This window comes from Lentzea flaviverrucosa (genome assembly GCF_003350445.1).
GTDB lineage: Bacteria > Actinomycetota > Actinomycetes > Mycobacteriales > Pseudonocardiaceae > Lentzea > Lentzea californiensis.
This window is the reverse complement of record NZ_QQAU01000003.1, coordinates 280,280-306,905: the sequence shown is the minus strand read 5'-3', so window position 1 is coordinate 306,905 and position 26,626 is coordinate 280,280. Positions and strand designations below refer to the sequence as shown.

28 protein-coding genes are annotated in these 26,626 nt (G+C 67.7%); 13 read left to right on the top strand and 15 right to left on the bottom strand.

The window, feature by feature from the left end:
* The first annotated feature begins 116 nt into the window (after positions 1–116).
* Positions 117–407 carry a hypothetical protein gene (locus DFR72_RS11270; protein WP_090062798.1) on the top strand — a complete coding sequence of 97 codons (291 nt, stop codon included), beginning with the start codon at positions 117–119 and terminating at the stop codon, positions 405–407.
* Between the two features lie 358 nt (positions 408–765).
* Here DFR72_RS11270 and DFR72_RS11265 read toward each other — a convergent pair whose 3' ends face one another.
* The 5 genes from DFR72_RS11265 to DFR72_RS46800 form a co-directional block, all read right to left on the bottom strand.
* Positions 766–2,580, bottom strand: a complete 1,815-nt coding sequence (locus DFR72_RS11265) for an alpha/beta fold hydrolase (protein ID WP_090062800.1) — start codon at positions 2,578–2,580, stop codon at positions 766–768.
* A gap of 9 nt (positions 2,581–2,589) precedes the next feature.
* Complete coding sequence (locus tag DFR72_RS46815; protein WP_245982799.1) at positions 2,590–2,922, bottom strand: integrase core domain-containing protein; 333 nt, start codon at positions 2,920–2,922, stop codon at positions 2,590–2,592.
* 22 nt (positions 2,923–2,944) lie between these two features.
* Positions 2,945–3,700 (bottom strand): hypothetical protein, encoded by a 756-nt coding sequence (locus DFR72_RS46810; protein WP_245982798.1) that lies wholly within the window; start codon positions 3,698–3,700, stop codon positions 2,945–2,947.
* A 207-nt stretch (positions 3,701–3,907) separates the two neighbouring features.
* A complete protein-coding gene (locus DFR72_RS46805; protein ID WP_245982795.1) occupies positions 3,908–4,405 on the bottom strand; it encodes a LysR family substrate-binding domain-containing protein in 498 nt (165 codons plus the stop codon).
* Positions 4,405–4,797 (bottom strand): LysR family transcriptional regulator, encoded by a 393-nt coding sequence (locus DFR72_RS46800; RefSeq protein ID WP_245982793.1) that lies wholly within the window; start codon positions 4,795–4,797, stop codon positions 4,405–4,407. Before DFR72_RS46800 ends, DFR72_RS46805 begins: the two co-directional genes overlap by 1 nt.
* Before the next feature lie 121 nt (positions 4,798–4,918).
* Between DFR72_RS46800 and DFR72_RS11250 the strand changes: the two genes are divergently transcribed.
* From DFR72_RS11250 to DFR72_RS11235, 5 genes are all read left to right on the top strand, one after another.
* Positions 4,919–5,776 carry an NAD-dependent epimerase/dehydratase family protein gene (locus DFR72_RS11250; protein ID WP_090063575.1) on the top strand — a complete coding sequence of 286 codons (858 nt, stop codon included), beginning with the start codon at positions 4,919–4,921 and terminating at the stop codon, positions 5,774–5,776.
* A 79-nt stretch (positions 5,777–5,855) separates the two neighbouring features.
* Positions 5,856–6,182 (top strand): alpha/beta hydrolase, encoded by a 327-nt coding sequence (locus DFR72_RS11245; RefSeq protein ID WP_143086576.1) that lies wholly within the window; start codon positions 5,856–5,858, stop codon positions 6,180–6,182.
* Between the two features lie 241 nt (positions 6,183–6,423).
* Positions 6,424–6,585: a hypothetical protein gene (locus DFR72_RS45450; protein ID WP_170176219.1), complete on the top strand. Its 162-nt coding sequence runs from the start codon at positions 6,424–6,426 to the stop codon at positions 6,583–6,585.
* A gap of 71 nt (positions 6,586–6,656) precedes the next feature.
* Positions 6,657–6,845: an alpha/beta hydrolase family protein gene (locus DFR72_RS11240; RefSeq protein ID WP_090062804.1), complete on the top strand. Its 189-nt coding sequence runs from the start codon at positions 6,657–6,659 to the stop codon at positions 6,843–6,845.
* A gap of 154 nt (positions 6,846–6,999) precedes the next feature.
* Positions 7,000–7,263: a hypothetical protein gene (locus DFR72_RS11235; RefSeq protein ID WP_114773654.1), complete on the top strand. Its 264-nt coding sequence runs from the start codon at positions 7,000–7,002 to the stop codon at positions 7,261–7,263.
* Here the strand turns inward: DFR72_RS11235 and DFR72_RS11230 are convergent.
* Complete coding sequence (locus DFR72_RS11230) at positions 7,260–8,843, bottom strand: CocE/NonD family hydrolase (RefSeq protein WP_090062806.1); 1,584 nt, start codon at positions 8,841–8,843, stop codon at positions 7,260–7,262. The genes DFR72_RS11235 and DFR72_RS11230 overlap by 4 nt on opposite strands.
* A gap of 2 nt (positions 8,844–8,845) precedes the next feature.
* On the bottom strand, positions 8,846–9,910 hold the full coding sequence (locus DFR72_RS11225) for an aldo/keto reductase (RefSeq protein WP_090062808.1): 1,065 nt from the start codon (positions 9,908–9,910) through the stop codon (positions 8,846–8,848).
* 112 nt (positions 9,911–10,022) lie between these two features.
* Here DFR72_RS11225 and DFR72_RS11220 point away from each other — a divergent pair, with 112 nt between their 5' ends.
* Entirely contained in the window at positions 10,023–10,913 is an 891-nt protein-coding gene (locus DFR72_RS11220) for an AraC family transcriptional regulator (RefSeq protein ID WP_090062810.1), read from the top strand.
* 354 nt (positions 10,914–11,267) lie between these two features.
* Here DFR72_RS11220 and DFR72_RS11210 read toward each other — a convergent pair whose 3' ends face one another.
* The gene (locus DFR72_RS11210; protein WP_211335386.1) at positions 11,268–11,519 is read right to left on the bottom strand and encodes a hypothetical protein; all 252 of its coding nucleotides are present in this window, start codon (positions 11,517–11,519) and stop codon (positions 11,268–11,270) included.
* 532 nt (positions 11,520–12,051) lie between these two features.
* Between DFR72_RS11210 and DFR72_RS11205 the strand changes: the two genes are divergently transcribed.
* Genes DFR72_RS11205 through DFR72_RS11195 form a run of 3 tightly spaced genes read left to right on the top strand, consistent with a single transcriptional unit; the run spans position 12,052 to position 15,856 of the window.
* Entirely contained in the window at positions 12,052–13,971 is a 1,920-nt protein-coding gene (locus tag DFR72_RS11205) for an acyl-CoA dehydrogenase family protein (protein ID WP_211335385.1), read from the top strand.
* A gap of 8 nt (positions 13,972–13,979) precedes the next feature.
* Positions 13,980–14,858, top strand: coding sequence for an alpha/beta fold hydrolase (locus tag DFR72_RS11200; RefSeq protein WP_090063577.1), 879 nt, complete (start codon positions 13,980–13,982; stop codon positions 14,856–14,858).
* Positions 14,855–15,856: a zinc-dependent alcohol dehydrogenase gene (locus tag DFR72_RS11195; protein WP_090062814.1), complete on the top strand. Its 1,002-nt coding sequence runs from the start codon at positions 14,855–14,857 to the stop codon at positions 15,854–15,856. Before DFR72_RS11200 ends, DFR72_RS11195 begins: the two co-directional genes overlap by 4 nt.
* Positions 15,857–16,152: 296 nt before the next feature.
* Here the strand turns inward: DFR72_RS11195 and DFR72_RS11190 are convergent, their stop codons facing one another.
* From DFR72_RS11190 to DFR72_RS11160, 7 genes are all read right to left on the bottom strand, one after another.
* Positions 16,153–17,178: a S1 family peptidase gene (locus DFR72_RS11190; protein ID WP_090062816.1), complete on the bottom strand. Its 1,026-nt coding sequence runs from the start codon at positions 17,176–17,178 to the stop codon at positions 16,153–16,155.
* 190 nt (positions 17,179–17,368) lie between these two features.
* The gene (gad, locus tag DFR72_RS11185) at positions 17,369–18,829 is read right to left on the bottom strand and encodes a glutamate decarboxylase (RefSeq protein ID WP_090063578.1); all 1,461 of its coding nucleotides are present in this window, start codon (positions 18,827–18,829) and stop codon (positions 17,369–17,371) included.
* Positions 18,830–18,876: 47 nt separating this feature from the next.
* On the bottom strand, positions 18,877–19,830 hold the full coding sequence (locus DFR72_RS11180; RefSeq protein WP_211335384.1) for an aldo/keto reductase: 954 nt from the start codon (positions 19,828–19,830) through the stop codon (positions 18,877–18,879).
* Positions 19,827–20,138, bottom strand: a complete 312-nt coding sequence (locus tag DFR72_RS11175; RefSeq protein WP_090062820.1) for an L-rhamnose mutarotase — start codon at positions 20,136–20,138, stop codon at positions 19,827–19,829. The genes DFR72_RS11180 and DFR72_RS11175 overlap by 4 nt, the downstream gene beginning before the upstream one ends.
* A 46-nt stretch (positions 20,139–20,184) precedes the next feature.
* On the bottom strand, positions 20,185–21,072 hold the full coding sequence (locus DFR72_RS11170; RefSeq protein ID WP_090062822.1) for a sugar phosphate isomerase/epimerase family protein: 888 nt from the start codon (positions 21,070–21,072) through the stop codon (positions 20,185–20,187).
* 20 nt (positions 21,073–21,092) lie between these two features.
* Positions 21,093–22,424: a D-arabinono-1,4-lactone oxidase gene (locus tag DFR72_RS11165; RefSeq protein ID WP_090062824.1), complete on the bottom strand. Its 1,332-nt coding sequence runs from the start codon at positions 22,422–22,424 to the stop codon at positions 21,093–21,095.
* 2 nt (positions 22,425–22,426) lie between these two features.
* Entirely contained in the window at positions 22,427–23,458 is a 1,032-nt protein-coding gene (locus tag DFR72_RS11160; protein WP_090062826.1) for an NAD-dependent epimerase/dehydratase family protein, read from the bottom strand.
* A gap of 293 nt (positions 23,459–23,751) precedes the next feature.
* On the opposite strand from DFR72_RS11160, the gene DFR72_RS11155 reads away from it, so the two are divergent.
* The 3 genes from DFR72_RS11155 to DFR72_RS11145 all read left to right on the top strand — a co-directional run bounded on the left by DFR72_RS11155 (position 23,752) and on the right by DFR72_RS11145 (position 26,522).
* A complete protein-coding gene (locus DFR72_RS11155) occupies positions 23,752–24,453 on the top strand; it encodes an NUDIX domain-containing protein (RefSeq protein ID WP_170176218.1) in 702 nt (233 codons plus the stop codon).
* Positions 24,454–24,523: 70 nt separating this feature from the next.
* Positions 24,524–25,255 carry a cytochrome b5-like heme/steroid binding domain-containing protein gene (locus DFR72_RS11150; RefSeq protein WP_090062829.1) on the top strand — a complete coding sequence of 244 codons (732 nt, stop codon included), beginning with the start codon at positions 24,524–24,526 and terminating at the stop codon, positions 25,253–25,255.
* Positions 25,245–26,522 carry a PrnB family protein gene (locus DFR72_RS11145; RefSeq protein WP_090062831.1) on the top strand — a complete coding sequence of 426 codons (1,278 nt, stop codon included), beginning with the start codon at positions 25,245–25,247 and terminating at the stop codon, positions 26,520–26,522. Before DFR72_RS11150 ends, DFR72_RS11145 begins: the two co-directional genes overlap by 11 nt.
* Positions 26,523–26,626 lie beyond the last annotated feature (104 nt).

Here is a 26,626-nt window from a genome sequence, read left to right as displayed (position 1 = left end):
CAGTAACGGTGCAGCAGACCCCAACGCACAATCGAGCAGTCTGGTGTACGGCCGTCGACCACGTCGAGGCGTCCCCGTTAGACGGGGACTCCTACCCCACTGGCGACCGCACGGAGATGGCGCCGGTTCAGCAAATCCACGAACTCGGCACTGCTGGTGGTGACATCACCACGATGATGCACGGCGGCTTCGACCACGACCACTGGTGGATCAAGATCAGCCGGACGGAGTTGGTCGCGATCGGCGCCGGCGCCGCGTGCCCTGCGATCGTCAAGGGCCCTTGGGCCTCAGTCGTCTGCCCGCCGCTGGTGGCCGCCCTCAACTGGGCCATCGGCCGGTTCCCTATCGCCAATGGCTTCTGGGCCGAGGTGTACACGAACGGCCGCGTCAACCTCAGTACCCGGTAGTCCGCGGCGAGCGTCGGTGTCGCCGACAAGGTGGCCTTGGCGGCGACACCGAGGGCCGAGCCCCTACCGGATCCCGACACGCACCGAACGGCGGATCATCAACGTCTGGCTGTCACAGGGGTCACGGCTACGCAGGCCGGCTTGCGTAGCCGCTCCGCACACCGCAACTCGGATCGGCTGCGCAAGAAGGGCTAGCGCTCGGGCCCCGGCTACAGCTACCCGCACAACGCCATAGACGACCACTCCCGCCTGGCCTACTCCGAACTTCACGAACCTGCAGCCGCCTGATTTGCAGGTAGACCGCTGAGCAGTGTTTGGCAGCTCAGAAGTCGTCGCCACGAGGTGGTGGCACCGAGCTTCAGGTCAGCACCGTCTTGAGGAACGCGTCGAACCGCGCTTTGACGGCAATCTTGTTCGACACGAGCCACCGAGCTAGATAGTCATCAGGGAGTTCATGACCGTTGGCATGCGCGATGTGGAGTGTGATCAGCCGCAGCACAGACTTGTTCTCGAAGTACGCCGTGTGCACCAACGGGTTTCCTCGGTAGACCTCGCGTGCTAGTGGTACGCCCTCCAGCGCTGCGACCATCAGCAGCTTACGGGCGTCCGCGCCGAGCTGCGCCGCCTGTTCGTTTGCGGCGAACCGAAGTTCTGCTGCTATTTCATCGGGAAGGCCACTGACCGGGCTTGCGAGCGGTAACGGCCACGGCGAGGCGTACACCATCGGCGCCTGCGGAAGATCGGCACCCTGTGCCTTGCGCGTGAAGGTCGTCTCGATCCGCCGCGCAGCCCATGGCGCGAGGAACCTGTTGTAGAACGGGATCACGGGTTTTGCCACCCGGCTCGGCGCCGTTAGGAGCACGTGCGGGATAAGGTGCACATCGGTGATCGGGACCTTGGCGATCGGCTGAAGCCGGTCGGCGAGAACATATTTCGGCACTTCAGGGCCGGCGCAATCCGATCGCACGCGCCACGGTGTGTACAGCCACTCGTAGTCGTGGCCACCGAGCCGAGGCGCCAGCCATTTCAACGCGGCGATGGCCTCGTCGTCGGGCGACCAGAGGCCGAGCCAGCGATCACCGAACCGGTCCATCGCGCGGACTGCGCTGTGCTCGCGGCTTAACAATGCGTAGGCGAAACTTCGGTTACCCAGGGCCAGGAAACAGATGAACCAGACAGCAGCGGCTAGAACTGTAAGCAGGTTCGCGTACCAGGTGTTCGGTGCTGCTCGAAGCATGTCACGGAACCATCCTGAGAAAACCAAAAGTGCGAAAAGGATAAAAGGAACCATCGTCACCAACTGGAGTCCGGAGTGCCTGAGCAGCCTCCAGTTCTCGTCCCGCATGTCAGGGTTCAGCGTGAACCTGCGATGCGGCCAGCCGCGTACCATGAACCGGTTCTTGGGCAGGTGCCGAAGGAACGGCGTGCCGATCGTGGTCCAGCTCCGCAGGCCGGGAAGCTCAATGAACGGTCGCACCTTCGCGAACTCGCCAGGCTTTGGCAGGTAACGCGTCTTGTACTTGAACCACCACGGGGCAAACTCGTCGTGGCGGAGCTCGACCAGCGGTTCGTCGTGCAGCTGAATCTCCGAGTTGAGCGCGCGACGTAGGTCAGGGTGCATCGTCCGATCGGCCAGCGTGACGTTGGCGCTAGTCAGAGCTTCCCAGATGACTGAACCGCCATGGCTGTGACCGACCAGGTGATAGGTCTTGTGCTGGCGCTCCAGCTCGATCATCAAGCCCAGCAGTCGATTGCTCGCCTCCAGCCGCTGGACCTGACTGTTGCGACCCGTCCAGTGAAAGATCACCTCATCGAACGGCCGGGTGCCTTCCGGCAGATGATGCTCGAACCATTGCCAGCTTTCGCTGTTGCGTTGCCACCATCTCGGTCCTTCGTCGTCTTCAGCGTTGGCGAAAGTACCGTGGACGAAGATGACTACGTCGCTGCTTGATCCATGCATCGAGACATGTTCGGCCCTGTCAGGCTTCAACGAACGCCGCCAGTCAGGTGAAACTGCCGACCGCATCATCATCTCCATCAGAACCTGGTTGCATTCGAGGACCTGCTGGCCGATTGTCTGCGGATACTCGCCAGCTGGGCCGCGCCGCAGGATCTCACCGAGGAGCAGGACACGACCTCGCAGCGCTGAGGCTGTGCGTGCCGAAAACCTCATCCATGCAGGTTAAGCGGCATAGCGATACTCATGGATGACTCCGCCGAGACGGTCCTGTCGATCTATAGTGAGGCGTGCGATCTGGGCGGGCTCAAGAGGCTGGGGGCGGGCTCTCAAGGGTGCTGCGACGGCGAGTGATCGGTGGGTGCGGTGCTCGTTGCAGTGCCGCTCGTACTCGCGCAGCGCGTGCCGTAGGTGGATGTGGTTCCAGATCAGCGTCCGGTCCAGCAGTTCGGCGCGAAGCGTCTTCACCCAGCGTTCGACGATGGAGTTCATGCGAGGCACCCGGACACCGGTCGGCACCGTAGCGGTCCCCGCTGAGCCGAGGATCTCGTCGATCAACGCAGGATATTTGGCGTCTCGATCACGGATAATGACCTGATCGCGCGAGGTGTCCGATGTCTTCGAGGTCCATGAGCAGGTTGCGGATAGCCTGGGTCACCCAGGCATGAGTGGGGTGCGCGGTGATGCCGAGTATCCACACACGTCGGCTGGCGTGGTGGATGGCGGCGAGAATGTACTGGCGCTGCCCGGTCAGCGTGACCGTCTCGACGAAATCCATCGCCAGGATCGCCTCCGCCTGCGAGCGCAGGAAGTCAGCCCAGATTACGGTTGTCCGGCGCGGGGCCGGATCGATGCCGGCAGTCTTGTGGATCTCCCATACCGTCGATGCGGCGATCGCGACACCGAGCAGCGCGAGTTCGCCGTGGATGCGTCGATAACCCCACGAGGGGTTCTCGGTTGCCCGGTGCAGGACGAGACGGCGGATCGAAGCGACAGTGCGCGGACGTCCAGGCCCTCGGTTAAGGCTCATGCGGGCATGACGGCGCTTGATCACGTCGCGATGCCACCTCAGCACCGTATCCGGGCTCACCAGGAGCCGGAGGCGGCACAGCGTCGCGCGGGCCAGGGGCACGAGCAAGGCTGCGAGCAACGCCCTGTCCTCGGGTAGCAATCGTGGGCGCTGAGCGCCGAGTTGCCGGTGCAGGACCGCGAGTTGGTGGCGTAGCGCGAGGATCTCGACGTCCTTCTCCCGATAGGTCATGCGCAAGAGCCACAGCGCGGCGAAGGTGTGGGAGACGGCGAGGTAGGCGAAGCGGACCAGCACGGCCGCGATCATGCCGGATGACGATCGGCAACTTGCCGATACCGCTGACCTGCACGGACGTACTTCTCGGCACGCACAGAGCCGTCGACAGTAGTCACGGTGGCGAGAGGCGGCGTCCAGTCACTTGTCGGGTGAGCTGAGTTCGGGGCCCGAGGGTCGGCAGCGCCCGGGGGGACCAGGCGGTGCGTTCGCGCAAGCCGACTTGCGTGCTTGTCGAGATCAGGGCAGCAGGCTTGCCGCGGCGTCGACGAAGGCGTCGATGAGGGGTGACCGGCGTGTCGCGAGCCAAGCCAGGCACACCTGGTTCGGTCCGATGTCCTCGACTGGGATGCCGATGACGTCCTGGCGGTTGTAGAACGTCGCCGTCGACAGGGGGAGAATACTGATCCCCGCTCCGGCGGCGACGAGTTCCAGCTTCTCTTCGACGCTGTTCACGTGTGGCACTTCGGGGCGGTCCCGCTTGCGCAGTTCGAGGGCGATGTCCCGCCACTCCGGGACGGCGGCGGGGTCCTGCAGCAGGTGCTCGTCGGCGAGTTCGGTGACCGACACGGACTCCTTCCCGGCCAGCCGGTGACCGGCGGGCACCACCACGACGCGGGGTTCGGTGAACAGCGGCCGCACGGTCAGCCCGCGCTGGTCGACCGGCAGCCGGACGATGCTGACGTCCACGCGGCCGTCGTGGACGACCTCCACCTGGTCGTGCCAGCTCGTGCGCATCAGCCGGACGCTGACGTCCGGCCGGTGGCGGACCAGCACTCGCACCGCCGGGGTGACCACGATGCCGGCATGAAACCGACGGTGAGCACCGGCTTCGCCTCGGCCGCGGCGGTGACCCGGCGGTGCGCGGCTTCTGCCGCTGCCAGCAGGTCGCGGGCGTCGGCGAGGAGCTGTTCGCCCGCCGCGGTGAGGACCGTGGTCCGGCGGTCACGGACGAACAGCGCCGTCCTCAGCGCGTCCTCGAGGGCGCGGATCTGGCGCGACAGCGCGGGCTGGGCGATGTGCAGCCGTGCGGCGGCCCGCCCGAAGTGCAGTTCTTCGGCCACGGCGACGAAGTACCGCAGCCTGCGCAGGTCGAAGTCCACGTCGCTCACCACTTCCGGTCCGATCACTCCCATCATCGCAGGCCGCTGATGCCGATGCGGCATCACAGCGCGCGGAACGGGTCTTGGACGCCCCCTGGGTGCCGGGGCCACGGTGGAGGAGGAACAGAACGCGAAGGAAGGGACAGTCATGAGGGTCTTCGTCACCGGTGGCTCGGGTTACATCGGCCGCGCGACGATCGGCGAGCTGGTGCGCGCCGGGCACACCGTCGAGGCGCTCGCCCGCAGCGACCGCGCCGAGGCGACCGTGGCCGCGGCCGGTGCGAGCGCGGTCCGGGGCGCCCTGACCGACCTCGACGTGCTCACCCGCGCCGCGGCGCGGGCGGAAGCCGTGATCCACCTCGCCCAGGCCACCAGCGGAGAGGAGGACCTGGCGGCCGCCACCGCGATGCAGGGCGGGGTCGGTGGCGGCACGTACGTGCACACCGGCGGCAGCTGGGTCTACGGCGACACCGACGGCGTGCAGGACGAGTGCGCGCCGTGGAACCCGCCGTCGATCGTGGCCTGGCGCAAGACCGTCGAAGACGCGGTGCTGGCCAGGTCCGCCGCCGGCGGACGGCCGGTCATCGTGCGCCCCGGCCTGCTCCACGGCGGAGACAACCGCCTGATCGACATCTTCTTCGTCCAGCCGGGCAAGGAAAACGGCGCGATCCCGTACATCGGCGACGGCGGCAACCACTGGGCCCTGATCCACCTCGACGACCTCGCCCGGCTCTACGTGGCGGCGCTGTCGGCCCCGACGGGCTCGGTGTACCTCGGCGTGAGCGGAGCCAACCCGACCGCCAAGGAGGTCGCCGAAGCCTGCGCCCGCGGCGCCGGGCTCGAGGGGAAGACCGTCTCCCTCAGCATCGAGCAGGCCCGCGAGCAGATGGGCCCCATCGCCGACGCCTTCGCGCTCGACCAGCAGCTCACCCCTGCCAAGGCGCAGCGCGAGCTGGGATGGACGCCGGTGCACATCGACCCGCTGACCGAGTTCGCCGCCGGATGAACCGGAAACCGGGACTGGACCGCGCGACGGTGCTGTAGTCCGAAGCGGAACACCCACGGAGTCACGGCCGCTGCTGGTGATGCTGCACGGCTGGAGCTACGACGAGACGCATCCACACCGGCTGATCACGCCGCTTTGTGCGTGGTTTCCCTGCGCGGGGAACCCGATCGGGGACGCGCGGCCGCAGATGGCGAACGCAGCGGCGCCGGATGTGCTCTCGTGGCTGGAGACGATCGAGGCGCCGTCGATCGGCCTGCTCGGCTTTTCGCAAGGTGGTGCAATGGCCCATCAGCTCATGCGGTGTGCGCCGCACCGGTTCGCCTACTGCGTGAGCCTGGCGGGGTTCGTCGTGCGGGACGCTCAGCCCGGCGACGCCGCGCTGAGCGTCATGCGACCACGTGGGTAATGGGGACGCGGGCGGGAAGACCGGGTCATCCTGCCCGCCGCGCTCGGGCGGACCGAGCGGTGGCTCGATACCCACGCCGCCGCCGAGGTGCACGTCTCCCCCGTCTGGGGCACGACGTCCGGGACCGGGAGAGCGATGATGGGGCACTACATCGAGCTCGATGCCGAAGGAGCGTTGCTGCGAGGCTGGTTCTACGACGCCGAAGGGGCCGGCGGACCGGCGCCGTGCGTCGTGTGTCGTGATGGCTCAGGGCTGGAGCTCTACGAGGCGGATGTGCCTCGACCGGTTCGCGGAGGTGTTCGCCACGGCCGGACCGGCCGTGCTGGTGTACGACATCCGCGGCTTGGACGATTCCGAGCCGGCGCCGGGACAGCCGCGGCACGAGATCGACCCGTGGGTTTAGGTCGGAGACTGCCGGCACGCCATCACCCACGCCCAGAACCGGTCCGAAGTGGACCCCGGCCGCATCGGTGTGTGGGAACCAGTTTCTCGGGCGCACACGCCTACGTCGTCGCGGCGATGGACCGGCGGGTGAAGACCGTGCTCGCGCAGGCACCGTTCGTCAGCGGCCGCGCGTTTTACGCGAACCTGGCCCGGGTCGACAACCAGATCGTCGGCCCGGACGTGTTCACGGCCGACCGCCGGGGCCTGGGCACGTGGTGATGCAGCCGCGACCATCCCGGTCGTGGGAGCCGACCCAGGCAACTGGTCGGACTGCCGATGCGGGACTCCCAGCAGTGGTTCACCACGCGCGCCGAGCTCGATCCGGGGTCGCCCAACGAGGTCACGATGCGCAGCCTCGACAACTACTACTGCTATGAGCCGCGAAGTACCTGCCGGAGGTCACGCCGACGCCGCTGTCGATGATCGTAGGCGGCCTCCCTGCCGAGGAGAGAGCCAGCGGGCCGCCGACACGTTCCTCGCGGGACTGGATGAGCGGACGCTCGACCGCGACACCGCCGCCACGAACGAGGCCATCGGGGCTCAGGTGACCGCGCTGGCCAACTGGGAACAGAGTTCGACGTCGGGTCTCGCCGACGTCCGGCAGCCGGTGCTGGTGGTCAACGGCGACGACGCCTAGTTGCGAACGGGGAGCGAGATGCGCGAAGGCCGTCCGGCGTCGTGGTGCACCACGTGGGCGGCCTCCCGCAGCGCCGTGCCGGTGCCGGCGTCCTCACCGGTGCCGAGGCTGCGGGCGAACCGGGGGAAGGCGCCGCCGGAGACCTGCAGCCGCACCTGGTGACCGACTTCGAACCGGTGGGCAGTGGGATCCAGCGTGACGCGGACGGTGTCCTGACCAGCGCAGCGCACGATCTGGTCCGTGACATTCGTGGAACAGCCGGACGGATCCACGTCGCAGAGCCTTGCGAAGAGGTTCGCGTTGACGTTGTCGGAGGTCACGTGCAGCTCCACGACGGGCGAACCGTGCACTTCGACGGGTGCGGCGAGCGGTTCGGACGTGAAGAACAGCACGTCCGGACGTGCCTCCAGCGCGCGGTTGTCCTTGGCACCACCGCTGAGCGCCATCAGCCGGCCACCGACGGACGGAGTCGGGTTGCGCGGGTCGTAGCGGAACGCCGTTCCTGCCGAGTCCTCAGTGGACGGAGTGTCGGCGAGCCGCTGTCCTGTGTGCAGGTACCAGGACCTCGACCGGGTGTCTTGCGGCGGCCACGCCTGATGGTCCTGCCAGGCACCACCGACGAACACGCGCACCGGCGCGCCACGGCCCGACGACGACCGCCCAGCGGTGTGCTCGTCGAACCAAGAGATGCCTTCTCCCAAAGAGATCCGGTTGTCCACGGTCAGGTGCGTCCACGGTCCGATGGTCATCGCGACGTCGACGTCCCGCGCGCGCAAGGCTTCGTACTGCTCGATCGTCTGGTTGAGGAAGAAGTCGTGCCACCCGCCGATGAGCAGTGTCGGCACCGTGGACCGCCGCAGTGCCTCGGTGACGCGGAACGGTTCCCAGTACGGGTCGGTGAGGTCGGGCCGCCGGGCCCAGTCGTCGTACCACGGCACGCCGGTCCCGCTCAAGGGCAGCCTGGCCATCTCGCCCGCCAGCCTGCGTTCCGCCCGCAGCACTCTGACCAGGCCCCTGACCGGCCCGGTGGACTCCTGGCCAACGACGAGGTCCGCCCAGGAGCGGCCGTTGTAAAGCTCCAACGGCCCCTGCCGGTACATGGCGGCGCCGAGGTCGTGCACGCCGATCATGACCACCATCGCGGTCAGCTCCGGCGGCGGGTCCGCGGCGAGCGCCCAGGCGGTGAACCCGAGGTAGCTGCCGCCGAGTGCCGCGAGCCTGCCGTCGAACCAGTCCTGCTCGCGCAGCCACGCCACGGTGTCCCGCGCGTCCTGCACCTCGTGCACCGCCGGGGTGAACACGCCGCCGGACCCGAACGTGCCGCGACAGCTCTGGAACAGCACGTGGTAACCGCGTTCGGCGTAGAAGCGCGCCTGCAGCAGGCTGTACGGCGCGCCTCGGCCGTACGGGCAGCGAACCAGGATCGTGGGTGCGCGCTCCGCGGTCACGGGCGCGTAGTGGTCGGCGAGCAGCCGCACCCCGTCCCGCATCGGCACCTCGACCGCCCGGTCCACCCGCACCCGGTTACGCCGCGGCGGAAGACCCCACACCCGCCCGAGCACCGCACTCGCCACGCTCATGGTCAGTACCTCGTTCCCGAAGCGAACATCGGCAGCACCATCGACGGCCGTCCGTCCACGGTGGCGCCCGCGAACTGCAGGTTCGGGGCCAGCAGCCGGTTGTTCTCCGCCGGGAAGTTCAACGCGGGCGCCGACACCTCGTCGAGTGCGGCCCGGTGCTCGTCGGTGAGCGTCACGCCGAGCGCGTCGAGGTTCGTCTCGAACTGGTCGAACCTGCGGGCACCGATCACGACCGAGCTCACCCCCGGCCGTCCACGCAGCCAGGCCAGCGCGACCTGGGACGCCGCAACGCCGAGGTCGGCCGCGACCGCGTTCACGGCGTCGATCACCACGAAGTCGGCCTCCGAGGGCACGCGGCCTCGACCGGAGACCGGGACGCCACCGGAGGTGTACTTGCCCGAGAGGAAGCCACCGCGCAACGGCGACCACGGCATCACCCCCATGCCCATGGCCTGCGCCATCGGGATGAGCTCGCCTTCCGCGGTGCGTTCGAGCAGCGAGTGTTCCAGCTGCAGGGCGATGATCGGCGACCAGCCGTGCCACTGCGCCAGGGTGGCGGCGCGTGCCGTCGCCCAGGCCGGCACGTCGGAGAAGCCGATGTAGCGGACCTTGCCCAGGCGCACCTGGTCGTCCAGGGCGCGCAAGGTCTCCTCGACCGGGGTGGCTGGGTCGAAGTTGTGCAGCCAGTAGAGGTCGACGTAGTCCGTCCGGAGGCGGCGCAACGAGTCCTCGAGCTGGTGCACCACCGCCTTGCGACCCGGTCCTCCGCCGTTCGGGTCGCCCGCGTGCAGGTTGCCGAAGAACTTCGTGGCGACCACGACCCGGTCGCGCGCGGACGGGCGTCCAGAGAAGAAGTCACCGATGAGCTTCTCGGAGTGGCCGTTGGTGTAGAGGTTCGCGGTGTCGATCGAGTTGCCGCCCCGGTCCAGGTAGGACGCGAGGATCTTCGCCGACTCCTCCTCGCTGCTCCCCCAGCCGTGGTCCTCGCCGAAGGTCATGGTGCCGAGCGTGAACGGGCTGACGCGCAGGCCTGAGCGGCCCAGGGTGATGTACGAATCAAGCGACATACCCCGATTCAAGGCCTCGTCGACGCGATCACCTAGGCCGATGGACCCGAACCGTTGCACGATCCGCTCAACTTCGCGCAGATCGCCGCACACCCCTGCAAGACTGCCGAACATGACGCACCTGGACGAGCTGCGCCGCCTGGTCGTCCGGCATGCCGGACCCTACGGCCGTCCACTGTGGAACGCGGGCGTACTGCTGTTCGCCGGCGACCGGGTGACCGAGCCGATGGGCACGGTCACCGAACCGGTCCTCACCCTCGTCGCGCAGGGCGCGAAACGAACCATGCTCGGCGACCACGTCTTCGAGCACGGCCCCGGCACGATCTCGGTCGTGACCGTCGACCTGCCGCTGACCGGCCACATCACCGAGGCGAGCCCCTCGAAGCTGTTCCTCGCCCTCGGACTCAAGCTGGAACCCGCGACCATCGCGCAGCTGCTCGTGGAAGGCGCGCCGAGCCCGGTCAAGCAGCACGAAGGGCCCGGCATGGCACTGAGCGTCGCCGACGACAAGCTGCTCGACGCCCTCGTCCGGCTGGTGCGACTCCTCGATGAGCCCCGTGACCTGCGGGTGCTCGGCCCCTCCGTGCGCCGCGAGATCCACTGGAGGCTGCTGAACAGCGCGCAGGCCGCGTTGATGCGCCAGGCGGGCACGGCCGACAGTCGGCTGGCACTCGTGGCGAGCGCCATCAAGTGGATCAAGGACCGCTACGACCGGGTGATCCGCATCGACGACCTGGCCGCTGACATCGGCACCAGCGTCTCCACCCTCAACCGGCACTTCCGCACGGTGACGGCGATGAGCCCGCTGCAGTACCAGAAGCAGATCCGGCTGCAACGTGCCCGCGCCGCGCTCGTCTCCGCACCGCACGACGTCGCCGCGGTCGGGCACTCCGTCGGGTACGACAACCCGTCGCAGTTCAGCCGCGAGTACCGGCGGATGTTCGGCGCGCCCCCCGGCCAGGACGCGGCCCGGCTGCAGGGCGCGTCCATCGTCCAGGAGTGACGGCTACCCGCTGACGGCGTAGGAGTGCGCGCCCGTGCCCGCGAGCCTTCCACCGGCCACAGACGAGTGCCGAGCACGGTGTCGATGTGGCAGAAGTCCGCCGCGATGATGCCCTCGGCCTGCGCGGTCAGAAACTCCCGCCAGGTCGGGCCGCCTCGCCGCGGCGCCGGATCGATGCCCGCGCGGCGCAAGATCTCCCAGACCGTCGAGGCACCCAGGCGATGACCAAGCCGAACCAGCTCTCCATGAATCCGCCGATGTCCCACCGCGGATTTCTCTGGCAAGCCGGAGTACGAAGGCCCTGATCACCGCCTGGGTGGAGGGACGCCCGGTTCGCCGATGTGCTGTGCAGTCCTACTTCGAGGCGATGAAGCTGCGGTGCAGGTCGAGCACCGTGCCAGGAGCAACTGGAAAGACCTCCTGCCAGCGCGAGCGATGCACCAGTCTCGACAGCGCGGCGAACCAGAACCGGTCTGCGGGCTCGTGATGGACTGGCCCGGTCGACTGCCGGCGAAGCACGACGTTCTCGTGCCGCAGCACGAGAAACTCCGCATCGTTGGCTGACTCACTGCGAAGCAGCACCGCCGAACAGACAGCAACTTGCAAGGGCCACACCCACCTCGCCGGCACTCTCCCAGAGCCAGACCTCGGTCAGCAGCTTGAGCTTTCTTTACGCGCGTACTTCTTTCAACGCCGATCGTCCCAACTTGCGGGACAGACGCTGTACAGCGAATAAAACGCGACGATATGGTCGCGTAGCTGCAGCTGTTCCATTTGCGCGAGGCTCCTCAACATTGGAACAACACCGTGAACTCTTCTCCGCCGTCCGTGCTCTCCAGATATCCGATCCACTAGCCGAACAGGACACGATGTCGAAGAGTTGCATCGGTCTCACGATCCAGCTGGCGACAGCGTTCGACGACCTGGCTGACCACTGCGTTCAGTTGTCGCCGCAGGTGACGACCACGCGTGGCAGTTGCTTAGAACCACGTGGAGCCCGCGCACATTTCACGAGTTCGGTCACGCCGGTCACCTGATCGAGAAATACGAGCCTCGCTGCCCTGTGGACGGGGCTCACCCAGGCTCGGCTTGATGGTCGTCGGCGATTCCCGGTGTTCGAGGTCGCTGTACTTCAACGGTGCGGTGGCCGTCGATGCCACAGACAACGAAGTCGGTCACCTGGCAGCCGCGCCTGGACCGAATCGACGATGAAAGCGCAACCGGGAGATCCGGCTGTCAGCGAGATCGCGATACCGCGCCACGACTCGAGACGGCTTCCAAGCACATCGATCAGCCACGAACCAGAGGATTCGAACACATGACCTCGACTGCAGGAATTCTTGGGCAACATCTCTCCGCACATGCACGTGCCACGCGGGCGGAGCGGTCGACTGCCACAGATGCGGAACAGGACATCTCTGCCCACCGGCGGACGATGCGTGAACTCCTGCGGCAAGATTTGTTCGATCCGCGGCTGCAGGACGATCTGCCCCTGCGCGACTACATGGACCTGACCATCGACCGGATGAAAGCGATCTTCCGAGAAGGGCTCATCGACAATGACATGTGGATGGGCCAGTCCCGGGAGCACGCGTTCCGCTCCATGTGCGAGGTGATGGGCCTGGCGGGCGCTTTCGACTTCTCGCTCGCCTCGACCATCACCGATCACCTCATCGCGGGGAGTGCGCTGTTCAACCACGGCTCTCCTGAGCAGGTTGCCCGGTACCACGAAGAGATCACGCAGATGCACCAGGTCTATGCCTTCTGCTGCACGGAGATCGGCGGTGGCACCAACCTGCGGGAGATCCGCACGACGGTCTCCTGGAATCGTGAGGAGCGGAGTTTCACGCTCGACACGCCCACGGACGCCGCGTGCAAGTTCTGGATCGGAAACATCAAACACGCTGCGACCGTCGGCATGGTCCTGGCCCGCCTCGTCATCGGGGGTGAGGACCTCGGCCACCACTGGTTCCGCGTCCCGTTGCGGGACGAGGAGAACGGTCCTCCCCTTCCCGGCATCACCATCCTGTCCTGCGACCCGAAGGGTGGTATCCAAGCCAACCAGGTCGGCGGTGCCCGCTTCACGGGGGTCCGGCTCCCCCGTGAGGCGCTGATGGGACGGTATTCGCGCATCGATGCGGACGGGCGCTTTTCCAGCACGCTCCCCGATGCCGGCGCCCGCTTCGTGAAATCGATCGAGACCTTCGTCCAGGAACGCATCTTCCCGCTCAGCACCGGGACACGGGCCTCCGAACTCGCGGCCCACCTCACCTGGCGGTTCGCCGCTCACCGGGAAACCCGCGGCACGCCTGCCCGCAGGGTGCTCCTGGACGAGCCGCTGTTCCTCGACCGCCTGTACCAGGTCCAACTGCGCTGCCTCGCGCTGCGACTGCTGGAACGCGCCGTCGTCAGGGGTGTCGAACGCGACTGGCACACCGACCCCGGTCGCAAGAACATGCACCTTCTCACCGCTACCGGGAAGTGCGGTTCCTGGCTGGTCCTCGACGTGCTGGCCGCGTGCCGCGAGATGTGCGGCTCCCAGGGGTTCCACTGCCACAACCAGATCGTCACCCTGCGGACCGACTTCGAGGTCAACGTGACCTTCGCGGGTGACAACTCCGTGATGGCCTATCAGGTGGCGCGCGATGCCATGAGGTTCGACCGGTTCGCCTCACGCCCGCCTGAGACGCTGCCCGAACGGGTCGAGAAGGAGCTGACCGAGGCGTGGCGCGGCCGTCGGGACGGATCGTTCACCCATGCCGAAGCCGTCACGCTCGTTCACGCCCGCATGCTCGACCTCGTCCTGAAGGAGCACGAAGCCGAGCAGCAGGTGCCGCAGCAGATCATCGACGACCTGGTGGCCGACTTCGCCGCACACCGGCTGCAGGAGCCGCATCGGCCCGTGCCGGCCGACCGGGAGAAGATCGACCTCCTGGCCGAGCTGCTCGCGCCCCTGCCGGAACTCGTCACCGCCCCCATGGTCGACGACGGTTACCTGGCGGAATTCACGTCCGCAGCGCAAGCCGTGGGCATTCCCGTCTCGGCACGGGGCAGGTGACCGCTGTGGTGACGCGCGTACGAGAAGAGACGCGTGCGGTGGGAGGCCTGCGTTTCCGCCTGCGGCGCGCGGGAGAGGGTCCGCTGGTCCTGCTCCTCCACGGATGGCCACAGACCGGTTACGCCTGGCGTCACGTTCTGCCCGCTCTCGCGCAGGACCACCTGGTGGTCGCGCCGGATCTGCGCGGCTACGGGGCGTCCAGCCGACCCCGTGGCGGGTACGACAAGCGGACCATGGCGGCCGACATCAGCGGAATCATGCACGAGCTGGGATACGCGCAGGCTGTTGTGGTCGGGCACGACCGGGGCGCACGCGTCGCCCACAGGTGGGGGCTCGACCGGCCGGACGAGATCAGCCGTCTGATGCTGCTGAGCGTCGTACCGACGCGGGAGATGTGGCGGCACATGGACGCACGCGTCGGCTCCGCGTACTGGCACTGGCTCTTCCACCTCGTTCCCGACCTCCCCGAGTTCCTCACCGAAGGAAAGGCCCGGGAGTACGTCCGGTTCATGCTGGCCGCCGGAGCGTTCCGGCACGAGGTGTTCGACGAAGCAGACCTGCGGCACTACGCGGAGGCTTACGCACAGCCCGGGGCGCTTCGTGCGAGCTTCGACGACTACCGCGCCGCTCGCCACGAGGATCTGGAAGCCGATGAGGCCGACGCGGTCGCGGGCCACCGTCTGACCATGCCCGTGCACGTGGCCTGGGGCGCCGAAGGACTGGTGGGGACGCTGCCCGTCCTCGACCTGTGGCGGGACTACGCCACCCGGCTCGAGGGTGCCCAGATCGCTTCCTGCGGGCACTTCCCGGCCGAGGAGCAACCAGACGTCCTGGTCGCGCGGATCCGGGCTTTCCTTGCCGACGAGAAAGCTGTGGAGGGCGAATGAGGGCGCTGGTCATCACCGAGGAGCGCGGGCTGCGTCTCGCGGAGGTCCAGGAGTGCGAGCCGGCACCCGGCTGGGTACGCGTCGACGTGGCGTTCTGCGCCATCTGCGGTTCCGACCTGCACCTGCGGGCCATGCCGCACCTCGTCCCGGCCGGCGCCGTTCTCGGACACGAGATCTCCGGACACGTCGCTGCCCCGGGCGGAGAGCGGCTGAGCGCGGGACAGGCCGTGGTGGTGTGGCCGAAGGCGGGCTGCGGGGACTGCGACGACTGCCGTGCCGGCGACAACCACCTGTGCGCTGTACAGCCCTGGTGGCTGAGCTCCCTCGGTCTGGGCACCCGCCCCGGTGGCTACGCGGACAGCGTCGTCGTCCCCGAGCACACCGTCTACGCGGTGCCGGCCGGCGTTCCACTGGAACACGCCGCGCTGACGGAACCGCTGTCGTGCGCGGTCCACGCGGCCGACCGCTCCGGAGTGTCGGCAGCGGACACCGTCACGATCCTCGGAGGCGGCACGATCGGCTTCCTGCTGGCACACGTGCTGCGATTGCGGGGAGTCGAGGACGTGCGAGTGGTGGAACCGAACGCCGTGCGGCGAGCGCGACTGTCGTCGACCGGGATCACCGCGGTGGACGTCGACGAACGGATCACGGACGCGGACGTCGTGTTCGAGTGCGTGGGCTCGGTGACCGCGCTCACCGAGTCGGCCCGACGTCTGCGGGCACGGGGAACGATCGTCGCGCTCGGAGTGAACGAGCGGCCCGCGGAACTGGACTCGGTCGCTCTCATCACCAAGGAGATCCGGATCGTGGGCAGCTTCGCCCAGAACCGGGGCGCGTTCGAGGCGGCCTTGGACCTCCTCGGAGGCGGCGAGGTCCCGCTCGAGCGGATCATCACCCACGTCGTCCCACTGGACGGTGGCCCGGTCGCCGCGATGATGGACGTCCTCTCCGGGCAGCCGGAGGACCACCAGGTGGTCATGATCGCTCCCGGCGGGTGACGGAGGCATTGACAGCACGACGAGGCTGCTGGCGTGTCAGAACAGCCTCGTCGTGTTGTCGTTGTCGCTCCACATCGCGTGTGGCGACGACACGTGCTACACGGAGTACTCGCCGGGCCAGTTCAGCGTGATGATCGGATTTCGACGCATGTCGTCCAGGGAGTTCGCGTACGCCAGGCAGATCCCGCCTGGCCGAGCAGCAGCCGGCGACCGTTCGGTGTCGCGGGATGCTGCTCGGCGCCGGGAAATTCCTTGTGGCCGGACCAGGCCGATGTCCCGGCCCGGCCACGACGTGGTCAGTAGACGGCGACTCCGTAGGCCCTGAGGGCTTCGGTGACGGGCTGGTAGAACGACCGGCCGCCGCTTGTGCAGTCACCGCTTCCGCCGGAGGTCAGGCCGAGCGCGGTGTTGTCGGCGAACAGGGGGCCGCCGCTGTCGCCGCCCTGGACGCAGACCGTCGTGCCGATCATGCCGGTCACGGTCGTGCCGTCGGCGTAGTTCACGGTGACGTTCAGGCCGGTGACCTTGCCGCGGTGGAACCCGGTGGTGCTGCCGCTGCGGCCGACGGTCTGGCCGACCACGGGGTTGCCGGCGCGGGCGATGTCGCGGCGGGTGCCGTTGTAGAGGTTGACCTCGCCGGGCCGGCTGATGTCGCTGGTGTAGCGGAACAGGGCGTAGTCGTTGCCGGGGAAGCTGGTTCCCACCCTGGACGCGACGACCTGGCCGCCGGAGGTGCTCCAGGTCGACGTGACGTTGCCGCAGTGACCGGCGGTCAGCAGGTAGGCGGTGCTGGTGCCCGGCGTCTTCACGTTGAAGCCGAGCGAACACCGCACGCCGCCGCCGAGGATCGCGTCGCCACCCGCGATCGCCGGCCGGAACGAGCCTCCGACGTGCTCCAGTCTCGCGGTGTCACCGAGGCCGTCGACCACGGACTTCAGCCGGGTGAGCGCGGGGCCGGTGACGGTGGCGTCGGCGGACACCACGACCTGGTTGGTGGCCGGGTCGATTCCCCAGGAGGTGCCGGGAATCCGCGCCGAGCGGTCCAGCACGCCGGAGCTGGTGCCCAGTGTCGCGGCGCTGTGCTTGACGACCTTCGCGCGCGCTCCGGCCGCGGACGCGGTCTTCGCCGCGGCCGCGTCGGTCACCGTGACGACGAGTTGCCCTCTTTCGTCCACATAGGATCCGGCACTCGCCGCTCCGAGCCGTGCGCCCAGGGTGTCGGCCAGCCGGGCCGGCTCGGCCTGGGCGGCCGGCGCGCTCACGACGAGACCGGCCACCAGAGCCGCGACCGTGGCCGTTGTGAGGGTGGAAGTGCGAACCATCGATTCTCCTCGACTTTTCCGTGACGGAAGGCGGGACGGAGCGCCTGGATACGGACAGACAGAGTCCTCGTTCCGGAGAAATGCGTCCAGACGATAATTTTATTTGGTCGCAAGACATGGCGTCTCGATTGGAGATGGCATTGTTCATCGTGCTCGCAACGTTTCCGCGGGGGTTCCTCCAACGCCGCGGTCACGCCCTGAGGCTCGCGGAAGCACCGTCGATCGCGACGAGTTCGACCAAGTCGGCAGGTCCCTTGCGCTCCGAGGTCCCCACCCCTTCCCCGTTGAGCGCTGGAGCGATCTCCGCACCCCACGGCACCACGTCGCGATGTCGCTGAGAGCGTGATCCACCGCAGCCGGCTCGGAGTGCGGTGATCGCGTCGGCCAGGTCGTCCGCGAGCCGACGGGCGAGGACGTCGGAGAGGTCGTTGCGACAGACGATCCTCGCGACGGTGACGTCGGCTTGGTCGGGAGGGAGTGTGTAGGTGGGCACCAGCCAGCCTCGGTTGCGGAGGCGGTCGGCCAGGTCGGTGACGCTGAAAACGGCGTGGTCGTGGGTCGTGAACGCGACCACGGGCAGGTGGTCGGCGGAGGAGATCAACCGCATCTCGTGGAACTGGCCCAGGTGGGCCGCCAGTGACCGGGCGAGGTCGCGACAGCGTTGCACGACGGCCCGGTAGCCCTCCGCCCCCAGCCGGAGGAACTGGTAGTACTGCGCGACGACCGGTGCGACGGGCCGGGTGAAGGTGAGGGTCTGGGTGGAGAGGCGGCCACCGGTGTAGTCGGTCGAGAACCCGAGCTCGGCGGGCACCACACGCTGGTCACGCCACAGGACCCACCCCAGACCCGGAGCGACCAGGCCGTACTTGTGTCCGGACGTGTTGATCGAGCTCACCCTGGGAAGCCGGAAGTCCCAGACCAGCGCGGGATCGAGGAACGGCGCCACCATCCCGCCAGAGGCCGCGTCGACGTGCACCTGCACGTCGACGCCGTCGCGGGCGCACCGCCGGTCCAGTGCGGCGCACACCTGCTGCACCGGTTCGTAGAAGCCGTCGTAGGTGGTGCCCAGCACGGTCACCACGCCGATGGTGTCGGTGTCGCACGCCTCGGCTGCGGCGTGCGGGTCGATGCCGGAGCCGCCGTCCCGCACCGGGATCTGCCTCGCATCAACGTCCCAATAGGCGCAGAACTTGGCCCAGCAGACGTGCACGGCGGCGCTCATGACCAGGTTGGGCCGCCCGCGTGAGTCACTGGTGCGTGAGCGCCACAGCATGAGCATCGCCAGCCCGGCGAGCATGCAGGCCTCGCTGGAACCGCCGGTCGACGTGCCGACCGCACTGTCAGGATCGGGCGCGTGCCACAGATCGGCGAGCGCTGCGACGCATCGCTGCTCCAGGTCGGCCGTGTGCAACGGCTGCACCCCGTCGACGGTGTTGTTGTAGAGGAAGTCGGCCATCAGCCGTTCCGCTTCTGGTTCCATCCCGGTGGTGATGAACGTCGCCAGGTTCAGTTGTGGCCGGACGTCCGGGCGCAGTTCGTCCTGCACCGCCTGGTACGCCGCGCCCGCCGTCGTCGGCTCCTGCGGCAGCCGCCAGCTCGCAGGCCTTGCGGGTACAGCGTTCCGCGTGGAGTTTCCCGGCAGATCAATCATCATCACACCCCAAGAAATAAGGATCGAGAAGCATTCTCGCCGCACCGTCACAGAGGGACGGGAACGTTCGAGGAGAGCAGGTCTTCGGCGCGCAGGTCGGACCAGAGGCCGGCGGGCACTTCGCCGGTGGCCATCGCGACGTTCTCGGTGAGCTCCGCCGCCGACCGGGCACCGACCGCGATCGCCCGCACCGCCGGATGCCCGAACGGGAAGTGCAGTGCCGCTCGCGGGAGCGGGACGCCGTGCCGCCGGCAGATCTCGGCGATCCTGCGGGCGCGCTCGACCAGCGCGGCAGGCGCCGCCGTGTAGTCGTGCGTGGCGTCAGCCGGGACCTCACTGCGGGCCAGCAGTCCGGAGTTGAAGACACCTGCTGCCACAACGGAAACACCACGTTCCGAACACCGCGAGAGGAAGTCCGCGGTCGTGGCGTGTTCCAGCAACGTGTACCGGCCGGCCAGCATGACGTGGTCCAGGGGATGCCCCGGCACTAACCGCTCCGCCACCTCCCACCGGTTCACACCCACGCCGATCCAGCGGATCACGCCCTGGGCCTTCAGCTCCGACAAGGCGGGCAACGCCTCGCGGAGGACCTGCTCGCCGTGGTCGTCCGGATCGTGGACGTAGACGAGGTCGATCCGGTCCAGGGCGAGCCGGGCCAGCGAGGCCTCCAGCGACCGGCGCACCCCGTCCGCGCTGAAGTCCCACACCCGGCGCTGGGTCGCGGGCACCGCGAAGCCGTTGGCCAGGTCGTCGCCGCCGCTGTCGCAGGGCTGCAGCAGCCTGCCGACCTTGGTCGAGATGACGAACTCCGAACGAGGTCGATCCGCGAGCGCTGCCCCGAGCCGTCGTTCCGACAGGCCGAGGCCGTAGTGCGGAGCGGTGTCGAAGTACCGGACGCCGGCTTGCCAGGCGGCGTCGACGGTGGCACGAGCATCCACTTCGGACACAGGACGGTAGAGGTTTCCCAGTGCGGATCCGCCGAGGCCGAGGCCGTTGATCACGGCAGCTCCCACACGAACTTCGCGTCCGAGCGGCCCGAGTCGTAGTCGAGTGGAGCGTCGAGGAACTCGTCCATCTTCTTCTGCCACGGGATGTCGGCCGGGTGCCCGTGCATCTTCTCCATCATGGCCGCGTAGTCGTCCACCTCGACGACGTGGAACAGGTCGAGACCGCTGCGCCAGATCCGCCAAGAACGCACCCCCGCCGCACGCAGCGCCGCATCGAGATCGTCGGGAATCTGGGCGTGCGCGGCCTCGTAGGCGTCTTCCTTGCCCGGCTTGAGCCTGGTGTGCAGGGCGACTGTCTCCATCGTGCCGGTACCTTCCGATCGGGTTGCTGGGCGGCCGGGCCGTGGTTCAGGGGTTGAGGTTCGTCGCGGCGGCGCGTTCGGCACACTTTCGTTCGACCAGCGGCTTGAGGAAGCTGAGCCCGGCCCGTGCGTCGTGGTCGGGGTCGATACCGCGGCGGTGAAATCCCGTCTCGGCCGTGAGATAGCCGTCGAAGCCCGTGTCGAGCAGGGCGTCGACCAGGCCTTCCCAGTCCTCGTCCCCCAGGCCCGCCGGCAACCTCGTCCGCGTGGCCGTCGTGTCGGAGATGTGGATCTGGTGCAGGTCCGCTCCCATCAGGTGGACGTGGTCGGTGAGCGACTCCCGCCGGTAGCGGACGTGGTTGCAGTCGAACATCACCTTCACGTTCGACCGTCCGATGTCCTCCATCAGCTCCATGGCGTCCTCGCCGCTCTCGCACAGGTTCGAGTTCTCCGCGAGCGGCTCGATCACCACGGTGACGCCGTGCTGCGCCGCGTCGTCGGCGACCCGGGCCAGGCATTCGCGCGACCACGCCCACGCTTGCCGCCGCCGGGTGCCGAACACGACCCAGCCGGGCAGGTAGACCATCGATCCGGCGCCCCAGTCGGCGCACAGTTCGCTGATCGCGCGGTAGTGCTCCACGGTCGCCTCGCGTTCCTCGGCCACGGGAGAACTCGGGTTGTAGCCCGGCCCACCGCCGGGCGCGGGGCCGATGCCCGAGACCTCGATGCCGTGGTCGTCGAGCAGGCCGCGTACCTCGCGTCGCCTGGCACGGCTCAGGTACGGCGGATAGGCGTGGGGTGCGGCGGCGCCGAGTTCGATGCCGTCGTAGCCGATCCGCGCCAGCCGCTTGATGGTCTCGTCCAAGGTGTACGCGGGAACCCAGCTGCCGAAGCTGGAGTAGGACCAGGTGTGGTAACCGAACTTGATCGCCATGAGCTGCCGCCTCTCGGGTTTCAGAGCTCGAAGAGATTGCGGAGATGACTTCCGAGGAAGACGCCGTCGGGATCCCAGGCTCTGCGCAATTCCTGGAACCGGCTCCACTCCGGGTACCGCGCGGCCAGCTCCTGGCCTGTCCTGAAGTGAACTTTGGCCCAGTGCGGACGGCCTTCGAAGTTCCACAGCACCGAGTCCACCGCGCGAAGCGGTGCGATCCACATCCGGGAACCTCGGGCAGGCACCGGGTGCGTCACTCCGATGTGGCAGGTGATGCCCCGCCTGCTCGGGCTGAGCCAGGCGCTGTCCGCGGCGGTGAAGCGAACGTCCACCGGCGCGGAGATGCGCAACCCGCCTCGGCGCACCTCCCGGACCAGAGCACGGATCGCGTCGGCTGCCTGTCCGAACGGGACGCTGTACTCGGTGCCCTGCACGGGCGGCGGGAGGTGGTGCAGGAGGGCATCGTCGCATCGCGTGACCTGTACACCGCCCGTACTGGCAGCCAAGGCGGCCGCGTAGTGCGCGGCACCCGCCACCCGAGGCGGCCACGAGTTGTTGCACAGCTTCGAAAGCAGCGCGCCGGGCGGTCCCGGCGACGAGGTGTGCGGCTCGTCCGTCGGCGCGGCCGACCACACGATCGCCTGGGAGGTGTGCGGGTACCACCAGAAGCCACCGAAGTGGACTTCCCGGAAGTCGTCGAGACTGGCCAGGACATCGGGCAGCGGCCTGCGGACGACGACTTTGCGCAGCCGGTGGCCGGGCACGATCGCGAAGGTGAGGTCCAGCACCACTCCGAGACACCCCAGGTGCACGCGGACGCCGTCGAGCTCCGGGTCGTCCTGCGTGATCGCGCGCACCTGACCGTCCGCGGTCAGGATCCGCGCCGACACGACGTGACTGGAGAGCGTGCCCTGCTTGGGACTGCTTCCGTGGGTGGCTGTGGCCACGACACCGGCGACCGTCTGTTCGTCGATCGCGCTCTGGTTCGGCAACGCGAACCCCGCAGCGGCGAGTTCCCAGTTCAGTTCGCGCATCGTCGTACCCGCCTTCACCGTGACCGTCATGGCCGTCGGGTCGACGGCGACGACGCCCCGGTGGTTGCGCAGGTCGACCAGCGTCCGACCGGCCGGCGCGACGAGATTCGCGTAGGAGTGCCCTGACCCCACCACACTGATGCCGCGTGCGCGTGCGCCGTCGTCGAGCACGACCTCGCGCAACTGTTCCGTGGTGCCCGGAGTGAGGAGGCGGTCCGCGACCCCGCGGACGGCACCGCTCCAGTTGGACCACGCCGTACCCCGGTGTCCTCCGGTCGTGATTTCCGGGCCTGGCGTCAACCGCCGTGCGTCGGTCATCTCTACCTCGTGGTCAGTCGCTCGGCGAACTCGTCCGTCGTCATGCGCTCCGCCAGACGCGACTCGAAGTACCACTCGGCGAGCCTCTTCAGGCCGGTGTGGAACGACACCTCGGGTGTCCAGCCGAGCCGCTCGTACGCCATGGCCGCGGAAGCGACCCGGTTGTAGGGGCCGGTCGGCTTGTCCGGCAGCGGTTTGATCTCCGTGTCGGCCTGGCCGGTGAACTCGAGGATCATCCTGGCCGCTTCCTTGACCTGGATCGGCTCCTCGGTACCGAGGTTGATCGCGCTGCCGTCGTGGACACGTTCCGCGGCGAGGACCAGGCCGCGCACGATGTCCGTGACGTACGTCCAGTTGCGGATCTGGGTCCCGTCGCCCCAGACCTCGAAGGGCTTCTGCTGGATGAACGCCCGGCCCACCATGGCGGTCAGGGCGTGACTCTCCGGGCAACGCTCGCCGTAGACCGTGAACAGGCGGCACGACACCGACGGGAACCCGTGTTCAGCGTGCAGCGCGGCGAGCCGCTGTTCCGTCATGAGCTTGGCCCAGCCGTAGATCCCGTCCGCCTGGAAGGGCGGTCCCACCTGAGGTTCCGTGAGCCGGACCTCCTCGTTCACGTCCGCCTGCAGGTCGACCGGGTAGACGCAGCCCGAGGAAGCGAAGACGAAGTTCTCCACTCCCTCGTCGACCGCCGCCTGGGAGACCACGCCGTCCAGGACGAAGTTGCGCGAGCAGGCGGCCTGGTACAGCTCGATGAACCCCCGTCCCCCGTGGATCGCGGCGAGGTGGAAGACCACGTCGACGCCTCGCATCACCTCGGCTGCGAGCCGCGGATCGCAGAGGTCGCCCTCCACGAACTCCCAGCTGGACTCCGGAACTTCACTGAGGTTCTCCAGGCGTCCCGAACTGAGGTCGTCGGCGACGCGCACCTTGGCTCCGGCACCGACCAGGTGCTCCACCAGGTGTGACCCGATGAACGAGCAGCCGCCGGTGACCAGCACTCGCTTGCCGCGCCAGAATTCCTGCTCGGTCATGAGGGATCTCCATTCGTGGGATTGGGCTGTCGCGTTCCTCGGTGCAGCTGCCGACGAGACTTCTCGGCCGGCAGTCACCTGGATGGATCCCGGCGGCCTGACCGTTGGCGCTGTCAGAAGTTCTCGATGATCGGGAGAGCTGTTCGCGACGGTGCCTCGGTGCCGATCGGATGCGGCGAGTATGTGACAGCCGGCATCGACGACCCAGAACCCGTTCCAGCGCTCGGGATGGAATTCCGTCCAGGTCGGACGGAGCGAAGTCGGTCCCAGCGCATGGGACGAGAGGTAGTCCGGTGAACACCCGGTCCATAACCTCCGCCGGGAATGTGCTCAGGGCAGCCGACTTCGTCATCGTCGTCGGCGGAGACCGTGAACCTCCCCTGTGCGCCGGACAAGAAAGCAGTGTCCGCACGAACCGCGATCATCATCGGAAGGCGAAGACGATGGCTGGACCGCTCACCCCAGTGCAGTCGGACAAATTGCCCACGTCGCCCGCGCTCGACTGGCGTGACGGCCGCGTTGCGGCGGAACATGCCTGGGTGCCGGAGCAGCTGTATCGCGACATTCTGGAACGCATGCCCATCGTCTGCGTCGACACGCTCATCATCCGTGACGGCGAGGTGCTGCTCACCCGGCGCAGCCAGGAACCTCAGGCAGGTTCCCTGTGGTTGCAGGGTGGCCGCATGCGCAAGGGCGAGCAACTCACCGAGGCCGCGTTGCGCACGGCTGAGCAGGAGTCCGGACTGAGCTTGACGTTGTGTGGTCTGCTGGGAACCTTCTCCACCGTCTTCGAGGCTTCAGCGCACGGTGACTCCACCACTCATACCGTCAACGTCACCTTCGTCGCCCTCGCCGAACACGACGCACGGCCACAGATCGACAACACGCATGACGACTTCGTCTGGTGGCCACTGAAGAAACCCACCGGAAACTCCTACCTCGACCAGCTCTTCGTCCTGGCGGCGAAGCAGTCGGACGTCGCCGGGCGAACCTGAAGCAGAGCAACCGGATCAATCCTGAAACCAGTCAGCGTCCTCCCGAACTCACCGTGCTTGGAGCATCAGCGTGGAGCGAATCGCCATGTCAATGGAGGATGTCCTCGAAAAATCGGATAAGTCGTGTCCGCTCATCGTGGTGGACAACCAGGTCGTCGACCTGAGCGAATTTCTGCGTTGGCATCCCGGAGGACTCGCGGTACTACTCGCGAACCTAGGTCGAGACGCGTCTGCGGATTTCCACCACGTTTCAGCGCATGCACGTCCTGGTGTCCGGAAGAAGCTACGACAACTCGTCGTCGCTGAGATCGACGATGTCCCGTTGCCCGAAGCGTGGATTTCCCTCGCTGAGCTGCTCGACTACGTCCGACTGGTGCGCAACTCCTTCGCGGTGCAGTTCGACACCGAGCGGAACCCCGTTCATGATCTGATCTATCTCGGCCAGTCCTGTTGTCACATGCTGGATGACCACGTCCGCGCACTTCTGCTTCGGTTTTCCGCCCTACTCGATCGGACCGCTGATCCGGTGCTCCTGCAGCAGCTGGACAACCTCTCAACAGACGCTCAGGCCCTCGTCGAGGTTTCGCTGGCGAAGGCCGATGCGATCACCGCTGCCTCGCACGCACGTTGGATCCAGCAACATTGCGTCACCCTGCTGGACGACGTGCTCGCCTGCAGCACAGCGGCCGCGCGCGCTCTTCGAACGTCTCGTGCCGAGACGGCACACCATGTCGAGCAGGCCATTTCGTTGATCGAGCACTGGATCCACAACACGACCGAGGCGATGCGCAATGATGCCTGACCCGAATTCACTCGTCCGATACGTCGCGAACAGTTCTGCAGATTCGGCCCTGCACCTGGACGGTGATCTCACCGTCGACCACGGGTTCATGCCTCGGACGGTGGCGAACTCACCGTTGACCGGTCCGCACGCGGCCTGGGAACAAGCGGCCGCGCGCCTGCCCGAGCTGGCCTTCTCCCCGAACGCTCAAGCGATCATCGCCGATCTGCCACCGCTGGCCGTGGGGCCAGATGACCTTCCTGACCACCAGGTCAAGCGGGCGGCAACCGTACTGGGCCTCTTGGCTCACTCCTACTGGCGGTTTGGCGTCGCGCGGATGTACATGTCCCGCAATCGCGACATCCCGGACCAGCTGCCCTCGGTGATCAAGCAGCCGTGGGAACAGGTGTGCCGGCGACTCGGGCGAGACGACACCGGGCTGACCCTTGAGGACTGGGTCTTCAACAACGTCACCTTCAGCGACCCCGGCCGCATGGGGCCCGGCGGGGAGTACCGGATCGAGGATGCGACGATCGAGAACCTGCGTCCCTCGATCCCGGTTTACGACAACCGGGCCGAGCAGGTTTTCACCTCGGCGTTCTTCGAGATCAACGCTGCGGTAGCACCGGTGGTGCGGGAGGTGTGCCGCCTGGAGCAGGTGATGAGCGAGGGCGGCCCGGATGCTCATGTCGAGGTGTCCCAGATCCTGCTGGTCGCAGCCCAGTGCGCCCGCGACGCGATGAAATCCTTCCGCCGCGTCAGCCCGCACAGCAACAGCGCGACCTTCTGCGATCCGGTCGACTGGGCCAAGACCCTGGTCACCTGGACGGTCCCACCGCCTGGGTACCCCACCGGACCGAGTGGCTCGGCGACACCACTGGTGCACTTCTTCGACGCGCTGATCGGCCGCGCGCGATACGACTCGGCCCTCGGCGTGTTCGCCCAGGAGTTGCGCGGCACCCAGCTGCCGCGGAAACACCGTGGGTTCTTCAACCTCGTCCGCGAACTCGACGTACGTGGCTACGTGCGAAGCCTGAAGGAGACAGCACCAGTTCAGCACGCCACAGTCGCCGAAGCGTTCAACGAGGTTGTCTCCGCATTCGCGGGCGACTCCGGTTTCCTGGGCGTGCACAAAGGCAAGGTGGTCAACTACCTCGGCGTCGGAACGATCGTCGGGCGCAACCAGTCGACCGCACACGACCAGACCTTCATCGCGGACGCGACCTGGACCGAGATGGCCGGCAAACTGCAGCACGCGCGCGACGAGCGAACAGGACTGACACTGTGAGCGCCGTGCCACTGCCTGACCGGTGCTGACGAGTAGTTCGCAGGCTTTTCCCTGCCTTCAGTCTTGTCTTCGGGTGTTCTGGCATGCCGCGAGTGGCGCCACCA

What these genes read in the sequence shown, in the direction of transcription:
- DFR72_RS11270 (WP_090062798.1), top strand. Translation starts at nt 117, where the DNA reads ATGGCGCCGGTTCAGCAAATCCACGAACTCGGCACTGCTGGTGGTGAC.
- DFR72_RS11265 (WP_090062800.1), bottom strand. Translation starts at nt 2,580, where the DNA reads ATGAGGTTTTCGGCACGCACAGCCTCAGCGCTGCGAGGTCGTGTCCTG.
- DFR72_RS46810 (WP_245982798.1), bottom strand. Translation starts at nt 3,700, where the DNA reads ATGATCGCGGCCGTGCTGGTCCGCTTCGCCTACCTCGCCGTCTCCCAC.
- DFR72_RS46805 (WP_245982795.1), bottom strand. Translation starts at nt 4,405, where the DNA reads ATGCGCACGAGCTGGCACGACCAGGTGGAGGTCGTCCACGACGGCCGC.
- DFR72_RS11250 (WP_090063575.1), top strand. Translation starts at nt 4,919, where the DNA reads ATGAGGGTCTTCGTCACCGGTGGCTCGGGTTACATCGGCCGCGCGACG.
- DFR72_RS11245 (WP_143086576.1), top strand. Translation starts at nt 5,856, where the DNA reads ATGCTGCACGGCTGGAGCTACGACGAGACGCATCCACACCGGCTGATC.
- DFR72_RS45450 (WP_170176219.1), top strand. Translation starts at nt 6,424, where the DNA reads ATGGCTCAGGGCTGGAGCTCTACGAGGCGGATGTGCCTCGACCGGTTC.
- DFR72_RS11235 (WP_114773654.1), top strand. Translation starts at nt 7,000, where the DNA reads ATGAGCCGCGAAGTACCTGCCGGAGGTCACGCCGACGCCGCTGTCGAT.
- DFR72_RS11230 (WP_090062806.1), bottom strand. Translation starts at nt 8,843, where the DNA reads ATGAGCGTGGCGAGTGCGGTGCTCGGGCGGGTGTGGGGTCTTCCGCCG.
- DFR72_RS11225 (WP_090062808.1), bottom strand. Translation starts at nt 9,910, where the DNA reads ATGTCGCTTGATTCGTACATCACCCTGGGCCGCTCAGGCCTGCGCGTC.
- DFR72_RS11220 (WP_090062810.1), top strand. Translation starts at nt 10,023, where the DNA reads ATGACGCACCTGGACGAGCTGCGCCGCCTGGTCGTCCGGCATGCCGGA.
- DFR72_RS11195 (WP_090062814.1), top strand. Translation starts at nt 14,855, where the DNA reads ATGAGGGCGCTGGTCATCACCGAGGAGCGCGGGCTGCGTCTCGCGGAG.
- DFR72_RS11190 (WP_090062816.1), bottom strand. Translation starts at nt 17,178, where the DNA reads ATGGTTCGCACTTCCACCCTCACAACGGCCACGGTCGCGGCTCTGGTG.
- gad (WP_090063578.1), bottom strand. Translation starts at nt 18,829, where the DNA reads ATGATTGATCTGCCGGGAAACTCCACGCGGAACGCTGTACCCGCAAGG.
- DFR72_RS11175 (WP_090062820.1), bottom strand. Translation starts at nt 20,138, where the DNA reads ATGGAGACAGTCGCCCTGCACACCAGGCTCAAGCCGGGCAAGGAAGAC.
- DFR72_RS11170 (WP_090062822.1), bottom strand. Translation starts at nt 21,072, where the DNA reads ATGGCGATCAAGTTCGGTTACCACACCTGGTCCTACTCCAGCTTCGGC.
- DFR72_RS11165 (WP_090062824.1), bottom strand. Translation starts at nt 22,424, where the DNA reads ATGACCGACGCACGGCGGTTGACGCCAGGCCCGGAAATCACGACCGGA.
- DFR72_RS11160 (WP_090062826.1), bottom strand. Translation starts at nt 23,458, where the DNA reads ATGACCGAGCAGGAATTCTGGCGCGGCAAGCGAGTGCTGGTCACCGGC.
- DFR72_RS11145 (WP_090062831.1), top strand. Translation starts at nt 25,245, where the DNA reads ATGATGCCTGACCCGAATTCACTCGTCCGATACGTCGCGAACAGTTCT.